This is a genomic window from Kribbella sp. CA-253562, from assembly GCF_050942265.1.
Taxonomy (GTDB): Bacteria; Actinomycetota; Actinomycetes; order Propionibacteriales; family Kribbellaceae; genus Kribbella.
Genome location: NZ_CP192049.1, coordinates 4094365 through 4108646, shown reverse-complemented (window position 1 = coordinate 4108646; position 14282 = coordinate 4094365). Strand labels below are relative to the sequence as shown.

The window sequence follows — 14282 nt, the reverse complement described above, 5'->3', positions numbered from 1 at the left end:
GTCAAGACGATTTCGCCTCGTCCGCGCCGGCTTGCTGCTCCGCCGCGTGCGCGATGTTGCGCTGCATGCCGCCGAACACGATGCCGTGGAACGGCTTGATCGCCCACCAGTACAGCTGGCCGGGCAGCCCGTGCGGATGGAAGAGCGCTCGCTGGCGGAAGACCGTCCGCCCCTCGTCGTCCTCGTCGACGATCAGCTCCAGCCAGGCCAGCCCGGGCAGGCGCATCTCGGCGCGCAGCCGCAGGAGTTTCGGTTCGTCGATCTCCTCGACCCGCCACCAGTCGAGCGGATCGCCGACCGACAGGTCCTTGGGATTGCGCCGCCCGCGCCGTAGTCCCGGACCGCCGAACAGCCGATCGAGCAGCCCCCGCGCCCACCAGCCCAGGCGCCACGAGTACCAGCCGTTGCCGCCGCCGATGCCCTCGATCACCGTCCACAGCCGGTCGGGCGACGCGGAGATCGCGCTCTCCCGTTCGTCCACGTAGAGGGAGCCGCCGGCCCACGCGGGATCGCTCGACAGCGGGTCGCTCGGCGCGCCGGGTGTGGCCGCGGAGGCCCAGCTCGTGGTGACGTCGAGATCCTGCACCCGCTTCAACGCCAGTTCGACCGCCCGGTCGAAGCCGATCAGCCCCGGTTCGGGATCCGGCACGTACTGGGCGATGTCGTGCTCCTTGCAGACCACTTCGTGAATCAGGCTGTCGACCAGCGGCCGCGCGATGCTGTTCGGGACCGGCGTCACCAGGCCGACCCAGTGGCTGGACAGCGACGGGGTGAGCAACGGCAGCGTCACGATCCGGCGGCGCCGCAGGCTCGACACGTCGGCGTACCGCTGCATCATGTCCCGGTACGTCAGCACGTCCGGCCCGCCGATGTCGAAGCCGCGGTTGACGTCGGCCGGCAGCTCCGCGCTGCCGACCAGATAGTGCAGGACGTCGCGCACGGCGATCGGCTGGATCCGCGTGCTGAGCCAGCGCGGCGTCACCATCACCGGCAGCCGCTCGGTCAGGTAGCGCAGCATCTCGAACGACGCCGATCCCGACCCGAGAATGACGGCGGCCCGCAACACGGACGTCGGTACGCCGGACGCGAGCAGGATCTCGCCGACCTCGCGGCGCGAGCTCAGGTGCGGCGAGAGTTCCTCGTCGTCCGGGTACAGGCCGCCGAGATAGACGATCCGCCCGACGCCGGCTCCACGCGCCGCGGCGGCGAAGGTGCGTGCGGTGTGCCGGTCCCGGGCCTCGAACTTCTTGCCGGTGCCGAGCGCGTGGATCAGGTAGTAGGCGACGTCCACGCCCTCGAGCGCGGCCTCGACCTGGTGCTGGTCCCCCGCGTCGGCCTCGACGACCTCCACGTCGTCGTACCAGTCGCGACCCTCCAGACGGCGCGGGTTGCGCGCCATCGCGCGGACGCGATAGCCGGCCTCCAGCAGTTCGGGCACCAGGCGTCCGCCGATGTAGCCGGTCACACCGGTGACGAGGACGAGCTTCGGGCCGACGGGAGCGGGAGAGGTCACGTCTGGGCGAGTGCCCGTTCGCGGACCTCGCCACGCCGAACTTGTGCAGCGGGATCGCCGTCGGCGACCGCCGAACTCGTACTGCCCCCAGAACCTCAGGCGGTTGACATGCAGCCTGGCGGCTGCCTATTGTCGAAAGGCAGCCAACGGGCTGCCTGTTAGGAGTGCTACGGCGTGATGGACGACGTGTTCCGCGCTCTCGCGGACCCGAGCCGTCGGCGGCTGCTGGACGAGCTGAACGCCCGCAACGGCCAGACCCTGCGGGAGCTGTGCGCCGTGCTCGAGATGGCCCGGCAGTCGGTGAGCAAACATCTCGCCGTCCTGGAAGCGGCCAACCTCGTCACCACCGTCCGGCGCGGCCGGGAGAAGTTGCACTACCTGAACGCCGAACCGATCAACGCCATCGCGGACCGCTGGATCACCCGGTACGACCGTCGGCGGGCGCGCCTGTTCGCCGACCTCAAGACCGCATTGGAGCAACAGACCATGAGCGACACCGATTTCGTCTACACCATCTACATCCGGACCACGCCCGAACGGCTGTGGCGCGCGCTGACCGAGCCGGAGTTCACGCGGCAGTACTGGGGTCTGCACCACGAGACCGACTGGCAGCCCGGCTCACCGATGACGTGGAAGATGGGCGACGTCACGATGGCCGGCGCCGGTCAGAAGGTCGTCGAGCACGAGCCGTACAAGCGGCTGTCCTACACCTGGCACACGATCACGCCGGAGTTCGCGCGCGCGGTCGAGCTGAGCGCCGAGGACGAAGCGGCCACCAGCGCCGAACCGCTGTCGACGGTCACCTTCGAACTCGAGCCCGACGGCGACCAGGTGAAACTGACCGTCATCCACACCGGCTTCGAACCCGGCAGCCGGATCCGTGCGATGGTCAGCGAAGGCTGGGTCAAACTGCTGTCCGACCTGAAGTCGGTGACCGAAACCACCGAAGCTCTCCAGGACGCCTGACCCACACCGCACCCATCTCCCGAGGTGGAGTGACTACGGGCGGCGGTGGATGAGCAGAGGAAGCACGGCGGCCGCGCCGGCCTCACGGAGTTTCGCGGCGGCCACAGTGATCGGCCACTGCGACGACGACGCGTCGACGACCAGCAGCACCGATCGACCGGTGACGGACTGCGCCGTGGCGCCGTCGATCTCGATCGCGTCCCGCCAGACCTTGGCCTCCTCCGCGGAGGACAGATCGTCGATGGCGCCGAACGGCTGCAGCGGAAGGTCCGCCCGATCCAGGCGCCCGATCTCGGCCAGATGATCGGCGACGGCCGTCGTGAGAGCGCGGTTGCCGGCCGCGGGCAACGGAACGACGACCTCGGGGCGCCGCGACCATGCGTCCCGCCAGCGCGACAACGCCGCGACGCACCCCGCCTTCAGCGCGTCGAGCGCCGCGGGGTCCGGCGTGTCGGTGCCGAAGGTGGAGCGCAGCACCTCCCGCCACTCGGGCGCGTCGGCGAAGACGATCGTCCGGCCCGGATCGGCGAGCAGGCCCGGAGGGATCCGGCCCTTGGCGCCGAAGGCTCCCCCCGGCCACATCTTGCGCGGTTCGAGCACGTGCGTCTCACCGCGGAGCTGACGCGTGATCGCCTGCACGGTCTCCGGGTCGGGGCTCGCGGTGAGCGGGTCCGGGAGCAGGCCGAGGCAGACCGAACACCGGCCACACGGCTCGGCGGTCGGGTCGTCCAAAGACTCCTGGAGAAGTTGCATCAGGCAACGTTCGCCGCGGGTGTAGGCGCGCATGATGTCGGCCTCGCGACGCCGTACGGCGACGATGCCGTCGTAGTGGGCCGCGTCGAAGGTCCACGGGACGTCGGTCCGCACCCAGCCGCGCTCGACCCGCTCGACCGCGCCGTCCACGGCGAGCTGCTTCAGCATCAGCTCCACCCGGCCGCGGCGCAGTCCGGTCTCGGCCTCCAGCGACGGCACGGTCGCCGGCTGGTCGGGCCCGTACACCGAGAGGCCGGCCAGCAGGCGGTTCACCTGCTCGGGCACGGGGATGGTCGCGGTCGCGAAGTAGTCCCACACGCCCGCGTCGGCGTCCGACGGAAGCAGCGCGACGACGGCGTGGTCGATCCCTCGACCGGCCCGCCCGACCTGCTGGTAGTACGACACCGGCGACGGCGGCGAGCCGACGTGCACGACGAAGCCGAGGTCGGGCTTGTCGTATCCCATGCCGAGCGCGGACGTCGCGACGAGCGCCTTCAACCGGTTGTCCCGCAGGGCGTCCTCGAGCCTCTCCCGCTCCCCCGCCTCCAGCCCGCCCGTGTACGCCGCGACCGGTACGGCGGCGCCGTGCACTTCCTGGATCGCCGAGGCCAGCCGCTGCGCGTCGGCGACGGTCAACGTGTAGACGATGCCGGAGCCGGGCAGCTTCGGCAGATGGTCGACCACCCAGGCGAAGCGGTCGAGCGGGGACAACGCGTTCACGACCGCCAACTGCAGGCTCGACCGGGCCAGCGGACCACGCAGGACCAGCGTCGACTCGCCGAGCTGGTGCGCGACGTCCTCGGTGACGCGGGTGTTGGCCGTCGCCGTCGTCGCGAGCACCGGGGTCTGCGGGTTGAGCTTCTGCAGGACCTCGGAGACCCGCCGGTAGTCGGGCCGGAAGTCGTGACCCCAGTCGGAGACCGCGTGCGCCTCGTCGATCACCAGCAGGCCGATCTGGCCGGCCAGCCCGTCGAGGACGCGGCGCCCGAAACCCGGATTGGCCAGTCGCTCCGGCGAGACGAGCAGGACGTCGATCGCGCCGGAGCGCAGGTCGGTCTCGATCGCCGACCACTCGTCGACGTTGGACGAGTTGAGCGTCGCGGCGCGCAGTCCGGCGCGCGCCGCGGCGGCCACCTGGTCGCGCATCAAGGACAGCAGTGGGGAAACGACAAGTGTCGGCCCGGCCCCCTCGGACCGGCGGATCGCGGTCGCGGCCCAGTACACCGCGGACTTGCCCCAGCCGGTCGCCTGGACGACGAGCACCCGCGCATTGGGCTCGCACAGCGCGGCGACCGCGGTCTCCTGGTCGTCCCGCAAGCGCGCGGAGTCCCCCGCGATCGCCGAGATCACCCCGGCAGCGGTCGCGGCGCGGGTCTCGGACAACTTCAACGCATCACCCATGCCAACGACCCTAGACGCCCGCACCCCCATCCCGTGGGCCCTGGACCTCAACCTGTGGAAAACCTCGGATGAGAAAGAGGGTCACCGGACTGCCGGACCTTAGGCGCTGACCTCGCAGGTCGTGTCCGCGCAGGCCGCGCCCGGATGGCACGGAGTCCCGGCGGTGTCCACGAGGCGTTGCGGGCCGGGGCCTCGGGACGCCAACGCGTCGTACGGGTTGGCCAGGGCGCAGCGGTCGAGGGACAGGCACCCGCAGCCGACGCAGTCCTTGAAGTCGTCGCGCAGTTGTTCCAGCTGGACGATGCGGCGGTCGAGTTCGGCCTGCCAGCACTGCGAGATGCGTTCCCAGTCCTGCCGGGTCGGGGTGCGGTTGTCGGGCAGCAGCGCGAGGATCGCGGCGACGTCGGCGAGCGGGATGCCGACGCGCTGGGCGATCCGGATCAGCGCGACCCGGCGCAGCGTGTCGCGCTTGTAGCGGCGCTGGTTGCCGGACGTCCGCCGGCTGACGATCAGGTTCTGGCGTTCGTAGAAGTGCAGCGCGGAGATCGCCACACCGCTGCGTTCGGACAGCTGCCCGACGGTCAGTTCACCCGGTTCGATGTCCATGCCAACTCCTCCCGACCGACCTCAACCAAAGTCGAGGCTAACTCACGGTCAGGCAGGAGCCACCAGGCGCCGTCCGATGCTCGCCGACATCAACGCCGCCGCGGCGCACAGGCCACCGGCCAGGTACCAGGCCAGGTTGTAGCTGCCCTGCACGTCGCGGATCGCGCCGGCGCCGGTCGCCGCGAGCGCCGCGCCGACCTGGTGCGACGCGAACACCCAGCCGAACACGATCGGCCCGTCCACACCGAACCACTCCCGGCACAGCGCGACCGTCGGCGGCACGGTCGCCACCCAGTCCAGCCCGTAGAAGATGATGAACACCCACACGCTCGGCTCCGCGGACGGCCCGAGCAGCGACGGCAGGATCAGCAGGGACAACCCGCGCAGCGAGTAGTACGCGATCAGCAGATACCGCGGGTCCCAGCGATCGGTCAGCCAGCCCGAGATGATCGTGCCGCCGACGTCGAACACCCCGACCAGAGCGAGCAGCGACGCGGCCGTCGTGACCGGCATCCCGTGATCGTGCGCGGCGGTGACGAAGTGCGTACCGACCAGCCCGTTCGTCGACGCGCCGCAGATCGCGAACCCACCCGCGAGCAGCCAGAACGCCGGTTGCCGCGCCGCGACCCGCAACGCCGTCAGCGCCCGCATCGCGCTGCTCCCGGTCGTGGTGACCCGCTGCCCCGCCGTACTGCCCTCCGGAGCGCCGTACGCGCGCAGCCCGACGTCACTCGGGTAGTCGCGCAGGAACAGCAGCACCAACGGCACCACCGCCAGCGCGGCAGCCGCGGCGACCAGCGCCGGCACCCGCCACCCGTACGACGTCGCCAGCGCCGCGATCAGCGGCAGGAACACCAGCTGGCCAGTAGCGCCCGCGGCGGTCAGGATGCCGGTCACCAGCCCACGCCGCTCCACGAACCAGCGCCCGGTGATCGTGGCGACGAACGTGAGCGACATCGACCCGGTTCCGACACCGACCAGCAGCCCCCAGCACAGCAGCAGCTGCCAGGACGAGTTCATGAAGACCGTCAGCCCACTGCCGAGCGCGATCAGCACCAGCGCCCCGCTGACCACCTTGCGCAGGCCGAGCCGGTCCATCAGCGCCGCGGCGAACGGCGAGATCAGGCCGTAGAGCAGCAGGTTGATCGAGACCGCGGCCGAGATCGTCGCGTGCGACCAGCCGAACTCCTCGTGCAGCGGGTCGAGCAGCACACTCGGTACCGAGCGGAAGCCGGCGGCGCCGATCAGCGTGACAAATCCGACGGCGGCGACCGGCCAGGCGCGATGCAGCCGGTAGGTCTTCTTCTCCAGGATCTCGGTCACCCACCGAGTATCCGAAGCTTCGCGCCGCCGAAACAGTGGCCTGAACGCCACCATGTGTCAAGATATGGCCATGGCCGCTTCCAGTACGCCGCACCGCGTCGCCGTGCTCGCCCTGGACCCGGTGGTCGGCTTCGACCTGACCATCCCGTCCACCGTCTTCGGCGCCGCCGCGCGCGCCGACGGCACCCGCCTGTACGACGTGAAGGTCTGCGGCGTCCGCGCCGAGCCGGTTCGCGCCTCGGCCGGTTTCACGATCGTCCCGGACCACGGCGCCGAGGTGCTGGCCGAAGCCGACACGGTGATCATCCCGGGCACCTATCTCCCCCAGGCGCGCCACGAGGGCACCCTGCCGGACGACGTCGCCGCAGCGCTCGCGCTGATCCGCCCCGGCACCCGGATCGCGTCGATCTGCACCGGCGCCTTCGTGCTCGCCGCGGCCGGGCTGCTCGACGGCCGGCCGGCGACGACGCACTGGATCCGGGCCGAGCTGTTCCGCGCGCTCTACCCGCAGGTGAAGCTCGACGAGGACCTGCTGTTCATCGACGACGGTGACGTGATCACCTCGGCCGGACTGGCCGCCGGAGTCGACCTGTGCCTGCACCTGGTGCGCAGCGACTTCGGCAGCGAGGTGGCGAACCGCGCGGCCCGGCACTGCGTCGTACCGCCCTGGCGGGACGGTGGCCAGTCCCAGTTCATCGAGCGGGCGGTCCCGGACGAGGGCAGTGACGGCACCGGACCCACCCGCGCGTGGGCGCTGGAGCGGCTCGACCAGGAGATCAGCCTGGCCGCCATGGCGTCGCACGCGCGGATGAGTGTGCGGACGTTCAGCAGGCGCTTCAAGGCCGAGACCGGCCAGTCCCCCGGCACCTGGCTGCTGCAGCAACGGGTCCGGCATGCCTGTCACCTGCTGGAGACGACAGACCTGCCCGTGGACCGGATCGCCGAAGCCGCCGGACTCGGTACGGCGGCCTCACTGCGTCACCACCTGCGCAGCAGCCTCGGCGTCTCGCCACTGGCGTACCGCAAGACTTTCCGAGTTGCCTAGACGACCAGCAGCTCGTGCGGACGCTGGTTGACCGACTCCACGCCGTCCTCGGTCACGATGACGATGTCCTCGATCCGCGCACCCCACCGGCCCGGCTGGTAGATGCCCGGCTCGACACTGAACGCCATTCCCGGCTCCAGCACCAGCTCGTTGCCCGCGACGATGTACGGCTCCTCGTGCACGTCCAGGCCGATCCCGTGCCCGGTCCGGTGGATGAAGTAGTCGCCGAACCCGGCAGCCGCGATCACCGACCGGGCAGCGGCGTCGATCGACTCTGCCGTGACACCGGGCCGCACGGCTGACACCGCCGCTTGCTGCGCCTCCTGCAGTACGCCGTACGTCGCGCGCACGTCCACGTCCCGCGGCTCACCGACCGCGTAGGTCCGGGTGGAGTCGGAGTTGAAACCGGACGGCAGCGGCCCGCCGATGTCGACCACCACCACGTCGCCGGCCTCGATCACCCGGTCCGACACGTCGTGATGCGGACTCGCGCCGTTCGGTCCGCTGCCGACGATCACGAAGTCGGCCAGCACGTGACCCTCCTCGACGATCGCCGCCGTGAGGTCCGCGCCGACCTCGGCTTCGGTCCGCCCGGCCCGGAGGAACTCGGGAACCCGTGCGTGCACCCTGTCGATCGCCGCTCCGGCCGCCCGCAGCTCGGCAATCTCCGCCGCGTCCTTGCGCATCCGCAGCTCCCGCACGATCGGCCCGGCCAGCACCTGCTCGGCCGACGGCATCGCGTGCCGCAATGCGAGTACGTGCAGCGCAATGGCGAAGTCGCTGACCGCCACCCGCTCCGGTTTGCCCAGCCGGTCGCCGACCAGCGCGTACGGGTCGTCGCCGTCGACCCAAGTCAGCACGTCCACGCCCAGCTCGCTCAGCGGCACATCGGCGTACCCAGGCGCTTCCAGCTTCGGTACGACGAGCGCCGGAGTTCCTTCAGCCGGCACGACGAGCGCGGTCAGCCGCTCGAACGACCCACCTCCCTGCCCGAGCAGGTAGCGCAGATCGGAGCCCGGCGCGATCACCAGCCCGGTCCCGGCAGCCACCTCCTGCGCTCGCTCCAACCGCCTCCTGAGCACTTCCGGCTCCGGAGCTACTTGATGCAACGCTCGACGACTCATGCCCCGACACTATGTCGGCGGGCCCTGTTAGAACTACCGCGATGTCACTTCACCACGCCACCCACGCCGAGAGCGTCCCGGTCCTGGCCGGAGTTGTTCGCGGCGCTCGTCCGCGAGTGGCTGTGGAGGGTGTCGCTGGAAGCTACCTGAAAGTAATATCGACGGCATGGACAGACGCCCGCCGGGATGGCCCTTGCTCGTCGCGTTGGTCAACGGGCGGAGCGGGATCCCGGACGCCCGGCTGAGCGACGCCGTGCGGGACAAGGTCGTGCTGGTCACCGGGTCGTCGTACGGGATCGGTGAGGCGACGGCTCGGCGGCTCGCGGCGGCGGGAGCGACGGTGCTGCTGGTCGCGCGGACCGCCGAGCAGCTGCAGGTGGTCGCGGACGGGATCACGGCGTCGGGCGGGCGCGCGCACATCCATCCCACCAACCTCGCCGATCCCGCGGCGATCGAGCAGCTGGTCGTCGACGTGCTGCGCGACCACGGGCGGGTCGACGTCCTGGTCAGCAACGCGGGCAAGTCGATCCGGCGGTCGATCGCGGACTCCTACCAGCGGTTCCACGACATCGAGCGGACCAACTCGGTCAACTACCTCGGCCCGGCCAAACTCGTGCTGGAGCTGCTGCCGTCGATGCGGGAGCGCGGCGCGGGACACATCGTGAACGTGTCGACGGCCGGCGTGCGGACTCCCCCGCTGGCGCGCTGGTCGGCGTACCTGGCCTCGAAGAGCGCGTTCGACGTGTGGCTGCGGTGCATCTCGCAGGAACTCCGGCACGACGGCGTCACCACGTCGACGGTCTACATGGGACTGGTTCACACCCGGATGAGCCAGCCGACTCCGTTGCTGCACAGCATGCCGGGGCTGACGCCGGAGCAGGCCGCTGATCAGGTCTGCCGGGCGGTGGCCGAGCGGCCGCACAACATCACGCCGCCGCTGGTCCGGCCGGCGGATGCCCTCGGCAACCTTCTGCGGGTGCCGACGGACCGGCTGTTCGAGTTCTACTTCCGGCAGAGCTCGGCACGGAAGCGCACGCCGTGATCCCGATCCGCCCGATCAAGCCGATCCAGCCTCCGGACTGGCTGGTCCGGCGCGCGGCTGAGGCCGGCGCGGTCACGCTGGCGCTGGCGCGTTCGGGGGTCTGGCGCTCCGCGGGGCCGGCGCAGCTGCCAGGGATCGAGCGGGCGTTGCGGCGGTGGGGGCAGTCGATGGCGGCGCTGGGCGCTGTCGCCGCGATCCGCTTCCCGGACCGTCCGGGGGTGATCGACGAGCGCGGACAGCTGACGTACGGCGAACTCGATCGCTGGGTGGCGGCGATCGCGGCCGGGATGCACGCGCGGTTCGGGATCGTCGCCGGGAGCAAGGTTGCGGTGGTCTGCCGGAACCACCGGTACTTCCTGGCGGCCACGCTCGCGGCCTCGCGGCTGGGTGCCGACGTGCTGTTCGTGAACACGGAGTTCGCCGCGCCGCAGATGTCCGCCGTACTGGAGCGCCATCGGCCGGACCTGCTCGTGCGCGATGAGGAGTTCGGGGTCGAGACCGACGTTCCCGCCGTACTCGGGTGGCGGAAGGACGGCAGTGGACTCGACGACCTCGCCGCACTGGGTGCGCCGGAGCCTCCGGCGCCGGAGCGACCGGGGCACATCACGATCCTCACGTCGGGCACCACCGGTACGCCGAAGGCCGCGCCGCGCGCGCCGACCGCACTCGGACTGGCGGGCCTGACGGCTTCGGCGCTGCAGCGCTTCGGGTTGCGGGCCGGAGAGCCGATGGTGATCTGCCCGCCGCTGTTCCACGGGCTCGGACTGCTGACCTCGATGCTGGCGCTGTTCCTCGGATCGCCGCTCGTGCTGGCCCGCCGGTACGACGCGGCGGCGGTGCTCGGCTCGATCGAGGCGACGCGCGCGGGGTCGGTTGTCGCCGTACCGGTGATGCTGCAGCGGATGCTCGAGCTCGGACCCACCGAGCTCGCCCGGTACGACGTGCGGTCGGTGCGCGCGGTGATCTCCGGCGCGTCCGCGTTGCCGCCGTCGCTGGCCTCGCGCTTCATCGATCAGTTCGGCCCGGTGCTGTGCGACGCGTACGGCTCCAGCGAGATCGGGATCGCGACGATCGCGTCGTCGGCCGACTTGCTGACCGCGCCCGGCACGGTCGGAAATCCGTGCCTCGGCAGTTCGGTCCGGATCCTCGGGCCCGACGACCGGCCGGTGCCGACCGGTGAGACCGGGCGGATCTTCGCCGGCGGCGGGCTCGTGTTCGGCGGCTACTCCGACGGGAGCTCGAAGACGGTCGTCGACGGGCGGATGAGCACCGGAGACCTCGGCCATCTCGACGCGCACGGCCGGTTGTTCGTCGACGGCCGCGAGGACGACATGATCGTGTCCGGCGGTGAAAACGTCTATCCCGGTGAGGTCGAGGACTGTCTGCTCACGCATCCGGCGGTGACCGACGCGGCGGTGGTCGGCGTACCCGACGAGGACTTCGGTCAGCGGCTGGTCGCGTACGTGGTGCTCGACGGCGCCGCGACACCGGAGGAGCTGATCGAGCACGTGCGGGGCAATCTCGCGCGCTACAAGGCGCCGCGGGAGATCGTGGTCGTCGACGAGCTGCCGCGGACCGCCACCGGCAAGGTGGTCAAGCGCGACCTGGGGTCAGAGTCCGGGCACTGAGCGGGGGGCCGGGCCCGTGTATGTCGGGTTGATGCCCTTCGGCAGCGGGCCCTTGATGCGCGTCGGTTCGTTGCGCTGTTCCCAGGCGTGCGCGAGCAGGCCGACGGAGCGGGACAGCACGAACAGCCCGCGGGCCAGTTCGGGGGCGAAGCCGAGCTCGGCGTAGATGGCGGCGGTGGCGCCGTCGACGTTCATCGGTACGGGCTTGGTGCCTTCGGCAAGCACTCGTTCCACGGCGAGGACCAGCTCGAGGTGGTCGCCCCGCGTGGTGCCGTCGTCGACGGCGTGCTGGAGAGCGGTGATCAGCGGGTCGCGGCGTGGGTCGCGCGGGTGCCAGCGGTGGCCGAAGCCCGGGATGAACGCCCTTCGTTGCTTGTAGTCGGCAACGAGGGCGCGGGCCGCGGACTCGGGGCTCTCGCCCGCTTCGACGGTCGCTCTCAGCTGGAGCAGGACTTCCAGGCACTGCTGGCCGGCGCCGCCGTGGACGTCACCCAGGAGGTTGACGCCGGTGGCCATCGCGTTGTTGAGGTCCAGGCCGCAGGAGGCCGCCATCCGGGTCGCGGCGATGGACGGCGCTTGGGGGCCGTGATCGACGGCGGCGACCAGGGTGAGTTCGAGCAGCTTGGCTTCGGCTGCGGTCGGCAGCTCGCCGCGGGTCATCAGCCACACCATCTGCGGGTAGCTGACCGCGCCGATGAGGTCCTCGACGGCGTAGCCGCGCAACCGGATCATTCCGGGCTGGATGTCGGTGATCGCGGTCGACCACCAGTCCCCTACCGACTCGCTCATACGACTCCTCGGGCTCGCAGGTCCGCGATCTCCGCCGCGGTGTAACCGGCTTCGGCCAGGATCTCGTCGACGTGCTCACCCAACTGCGGCGGCCGCCCGGACGGGCCGACTGACCGACTGTCAACGTGCACGCTGCTCCCGAGAACCAGCAGAGAGCGCTCCCCGCCGTTCTCGTCGATCTCCGGCATGGCGACCTCGTGCAGCAACTGGCGCCCGGACACCTGCGCCAACGCGAGCGCCTGCGGAACGGTCAGCACCGGCGCCACCGGTACGCCGGTCGTCGACAGCAGCTCGTCCCATTCGGCGGCAGAGCGCTCTCCGAGCGTTCTCTCCAACTCGACCTTCAGCTCGGAACGATGCAGTTTGCGCGCCTCCCGGGTCGCGAAGCGCTCGTCCGCGATCAGCTCCGGCCGGCCGAGCACCGTGCACAGCTCGACGTACTGCTCCTGCTTGTTCGCCGCGATGTTCAGCGCGCCGTCGGCGGTGGCGAAGGTGCCGGACGGCGCGGAGGTCGCGTTCTCGTTGCCCATGGCCCGTGGTTCCCGTCCGGCGACCAGATAGTCCGACACCACCCAGCCCATCGCGGCGACGGCGGTCTCCAGCATCGACACGTCGAGATAGCTGCCGGTCCCGGTGCGAGAGCGCTTCACCAGCGCGGCCGAGATCGCGAACGCCGCGGCGTACCCGCCGAGCGTGTCCGCGATCGGGAACCCGGTCCGCGTGGGCGCGCTCTCCGGCGTACCGGTGACGCTCATCATCCCGGACAACCCCTGGATGATCTGGTCGTACGCCGGCCGGCCGCGCATCGGCCCGGTCTGCCCGAAGCCGGAGACCGCGCAGTACACCAGTCCGTTGTTGAGCGCGTGCAGCACGTCCCAGCCGAAGCCGAGCCGCTCCAGGACGCCGGGCCGGAAGTTCTCCAGCAGCACGTCGGCGTCGCGGACCAGCCGCTCGAACACCTCGCGACCGCCCGGCGACTTGAGGTCGAGCGTGAGAGAGCGCTTCCCGCCGTTCTGGGCCAGGAACGAGATGCCCAGCCCACGCGCGCTCAGCTCCGGATCGGCACCGAGATTGCGGGCCAGATCGCCGGTGCCCGGCACCTCGATCTTCACCACGTCCGCGCCCATCAGCCCCAGCTGGTATCCGGCGAAAGGTCCGGCGAGCACGTTCGTCAGATCCAGCACTCGCACGCCGGCCAGCAGATCTGCTGACACTCCCGCGGTCGAACTGCTGTCAGGACGCACTGAACCCGCTCCAGCCGGTCGACCCGATCGTCCGGGCGCAACGTCGTACGGCCTGCACGTAACCCGGCAACCGCTCCTCGTTGAAGCGCGTCGTCGGTCCGCCGATCCCGACCGCCGCGACCACACGCCCGTCCGATCGCAGTACCGGCGCGGATACGCCGGAGGCCCCGAGTTCGCGCTCTCCGTGGGTGATCGCGAACCCCCGCTCCCCCGTCGCCGCCGCCAGCGCCCGCAGCTTCTTCGGAAAGTCGCTCCCGTACGGCGACTCGACGGCGACGTCGTCGATCACCGACGGGTCGGCCGCCAGCACCGGCGGATCGCTGAGCAGCACCCGCGACGCCGCGCCACCCCACAGCGGCAGCGCCGAGCCGACCGCGATCGAGTGCCGCACGCTCAACGTGCCCTGCGCCTGCGCCAGGCAGACGCGCGTCCGCCCGACCCGGATGTACAGGTTGGCCGTCTCCCCTGTGTCGGCGGCCAGCTTGCCCATCGCGGACCGGACGGCCGGCGGGATCTCCATACTCGCGCTGCTCAACCGCGACCAGCGCAGGAAGCCCGGCCCGATCGCGTAGCGCCCCGGTCCGATCGCCGCCACCAGACCACGCTGCTCCAGCGTCGTCACCAGCCGCAGAACCGTTGTCTTGGGCAACTTGCTCGCCGCCGTCAGCTCGGCCAGCGTCCAGGTCGGGTGCTCGTCGTCGAACCGCTCCAGCAGGTCGAGAGCCCGGTGCACACTCCGGACTCCCGCCAGCTCACGCTCTCCAGCAGGCCCACCGTCCGTCATGCCGCCCCTTTCCGCCGGTCACTTCCAGTGCCGAAGATAACCCGCCGGTCCGCAGAACGGAATC

Annotated in this window: 12 protein-coding genes; 4 read left to right on the top strand and 8 right to left on the bottom strand. The window is 71.0% G+C overall.

Going from position 1 to position 14282, the window contains the following annotated elements; all coding sequences use genetic code 11:
* Nucleotide 1: 1 nt before the first annotated feature.
* Entirely contained in the window at nt 2-1513 is a 1512-nt protein-coding gene (locus tag ACQPXM_RS19460) for an SDR family oxidoreductase (RefSeq protein WP_432950572.1), read from the bottom strand.
* Between the two features lie 177 nt (nt 1514-1690).
* On the opposite strand from ACQPXM_RS19460, the gene ACQPXM_RS19455 reads away from it, so the two are divergent.
* On the top strand, nt 1691-2479 hold the full coding sequence (locus ACQPXM_RS19455) for an ArsR/SmtB family transcription factor (RefSeq protein WP_432950570.1): 789 nt from the start codon (nt 1691-1693) through the stop codon (nt 2477-2479).
* Between the two features lie 33 nt (nt 2480-2512).
* Here the strand turns inward: ACQPXM_RS19455 and ACQPXM_RS19450 are convergent, their stop codons facing one another.
* The 3 genes from ACQPXM_RS19450 to ACQPXM_RS19440 form a co-directional block, all read right to left on the bottom strand.
* Nucleotides 2513-4633: a RecQ family ATP-dependent DNA helicase gene (locus ACQPXM_RS19450; RefSeq protein WP_432950568.1), complete on the bottom strand. Its 2121-nt coding sequence runs from the start codon at nt 4631-4633 to the stop codon at nt 2513-2515.
* Between the two features lie 99 nt (nt 4634-4732).
* Complete coding sequence (gene soxR / locus ACQPXM_RS19445; RefSeq protein WP_432950566.1) at nt 4733-5239, bottom strand: redox-sensitive transcriptional activator SoxR; 507 nt, start codon at nt 5237-5239, stop codon at nt 4733-4735.
* Between the two features lie 48 nt (nt 5240-5287).
* A complete protein-coding gene (locus ACQPXM_RS19440) occupies nt 5288-6562 on the bottom strand; it encodes an MFS transporter (protein ID WP_432950565.1) in 1275 nt (424 codons plus the stop codon).
* A 70-nt stretch (nt 6563-6632) separates the two neighbouring features.
* Between ACQPXM_RS19440 and ACQPXM_RS19435 the strand changes: the two genes are divergently transcribed.
* Complete coding sequence (locus tag ACQPXM_RS19435; protein WP_432950563.1) at nt 6633-7607, top strand: GlxA family transcriptional regulator; 975 nt, start codon at nt 6633-6635, stop codon at nt 7605-7607.
* Here ACQPXM_RS19435 and ACQPXM_RS19430 read toward each other — a convergent pair.
* On the bottom strand, nt 7604-8674 hold the full coding sequence (locus ACQPXM_RS19430) for a M24 family metallopeptidase (RefSeq protein WP_432950561.1): 1071 nt from the start codon (nt 8672-8674) through the stop codon (nt 7604-7606). The genes ACQPXM_RS19435 and ACQPXM_RS19430 overlap by 4 nt on opposite strands.
* A gap of 223 nt (nt 8675-8897) precedes the next feature.
* On the opposite strand from ACQPXM_RS19430, the gene ACQPXM_RS19425 reads away from it, so the two are divergent.
* Nucleotides 8898-9773, top strand: coding sequence for an SDR family NAD(P)-dependent oxidoreductase (locus ACQPXM_RS19425; RefSeq protein WP_432950559.1), 876 nt, complete (start codon nt 8898-8900; stop codon nt 9771-9773).
* A complete protein-coding gene (locus ACQPXM_RS19420) occupies nt 9770-11401 on the top strand; it encodes an AMP-binding protein (RefSeq protein WP_432950557.1) in 1632 nt (543 codons plus the stop codon). The genes ACQPXM_RS19425 and ACQPXM_RS19420 overlap by 4 nt, the downstream gene beginning before the upstream one ends.
* On the opposite strand, the gene ACQPXM_RS19415 is transcribed toward ACQPXM_RS19420, so the two are convergent.
* The 3 genes from ACQPXM_RS19415 to ACQPXM_RS19405 are packed head-to-tail and all read right to left on the bottom strand — an operon-like array spanning nt 11384 to nt 14218.
* On the bottom strand, nt 11384-12190 hold the full coding sequence (locus ACQPXM_RS19415) for a citryl-CoA lyase (protein WP_432950555.1): 807 nt from the start codon (nt 12188-12190) through the stop codon (nt 11384-11386). The genes ACQPXM_RS19420 and ACQPXM_RS19415 overlap by 18 nt on opposite strands.
* The gene (locus tag ACQPXM_RS19410; protein WP_432950553.1) at nt 12187-13404 is read right to left on the bottom strand and encodes a CaiB/BaiF CoA transferase family protein; all 1218 of its coding nucleotides are present in this window, start codon (nt 13402-13404) and stop codon (nt 12187-12189) included. The genes ACQPXM_RS19415 and ACQPXM_RS19410 overlap by 4 nt, the downstream gene beginning before the upstream one ends.
* Nucleotides 13405-13423: 19 nt before the next feature.
* Complete coding sequence (locus ACQPXM_RS19405) at nt 13424-14218, bottom strand: IclR family transcriptional regulator (RefSeq protein ID WP_432950551.1); 795 nt, start codon at nt 14216-14218, stop codon at nt 13424-13426.
* Nucleotides 14219-14282 lie beyond the last annotated feature (64 nt).

Excerpts from the sequence above, each read along its gene's own strand:
- ACQPXM_RS19405 (WP_432950551.1), bottom strand. The coding sequence starts at position 14,218 with ATGACGGACGGTGGGCCTGCTGGAGAGCGTGAGCTGGCGGGAGTCCGG.
- ACQPXM_RS19455 (WP_432950570.1), top strand. The coding sequence starts at position 1,691 with ATGGACGACGTGTTCCGCGCTCTCGCGGACCCGAGCCGTCGGCGGCTG.
- ACQPXM_RS19450 (WP_432950568.1), bottom strand. The coding sequence starts at position 4,633 with ATGGGTGATGCGTTGAAGTTGTCCGAGACCCGCGCCGCGACCGCTGCC.
- ACQPXM_RS19425 (WP_432950559.1), top strand. The coding sequence starts at position 8,898 with ATGGACAGACGCCCGCCGGGATGGCCCTTGCTCGTCGCGTTGGTCAAC.
- soxR (WP_432950566.1), bottom strand. The coding sequence starts at position 5,239 with ATGGACATCGAACCGGGTGAACTGACCGTCGGGCAGCTGTCCGAACGC.
- ACQPXM_RS19435 (WP_432950563.1), top strand. The coding sequence starts at position 6,633 with ATGGCCGCTTCCAGTACGCCGCACCGCGTCGCCGTGCTCGCCCTGGAC.
- ACQPXM_RS19415 (WP_432950555.1), bottom strand. The coding sequence starts at position 12,190 with ATGAGCGAGTCGGTAGGGGACTGGTGGTCGACCGCGATCACCGACATC.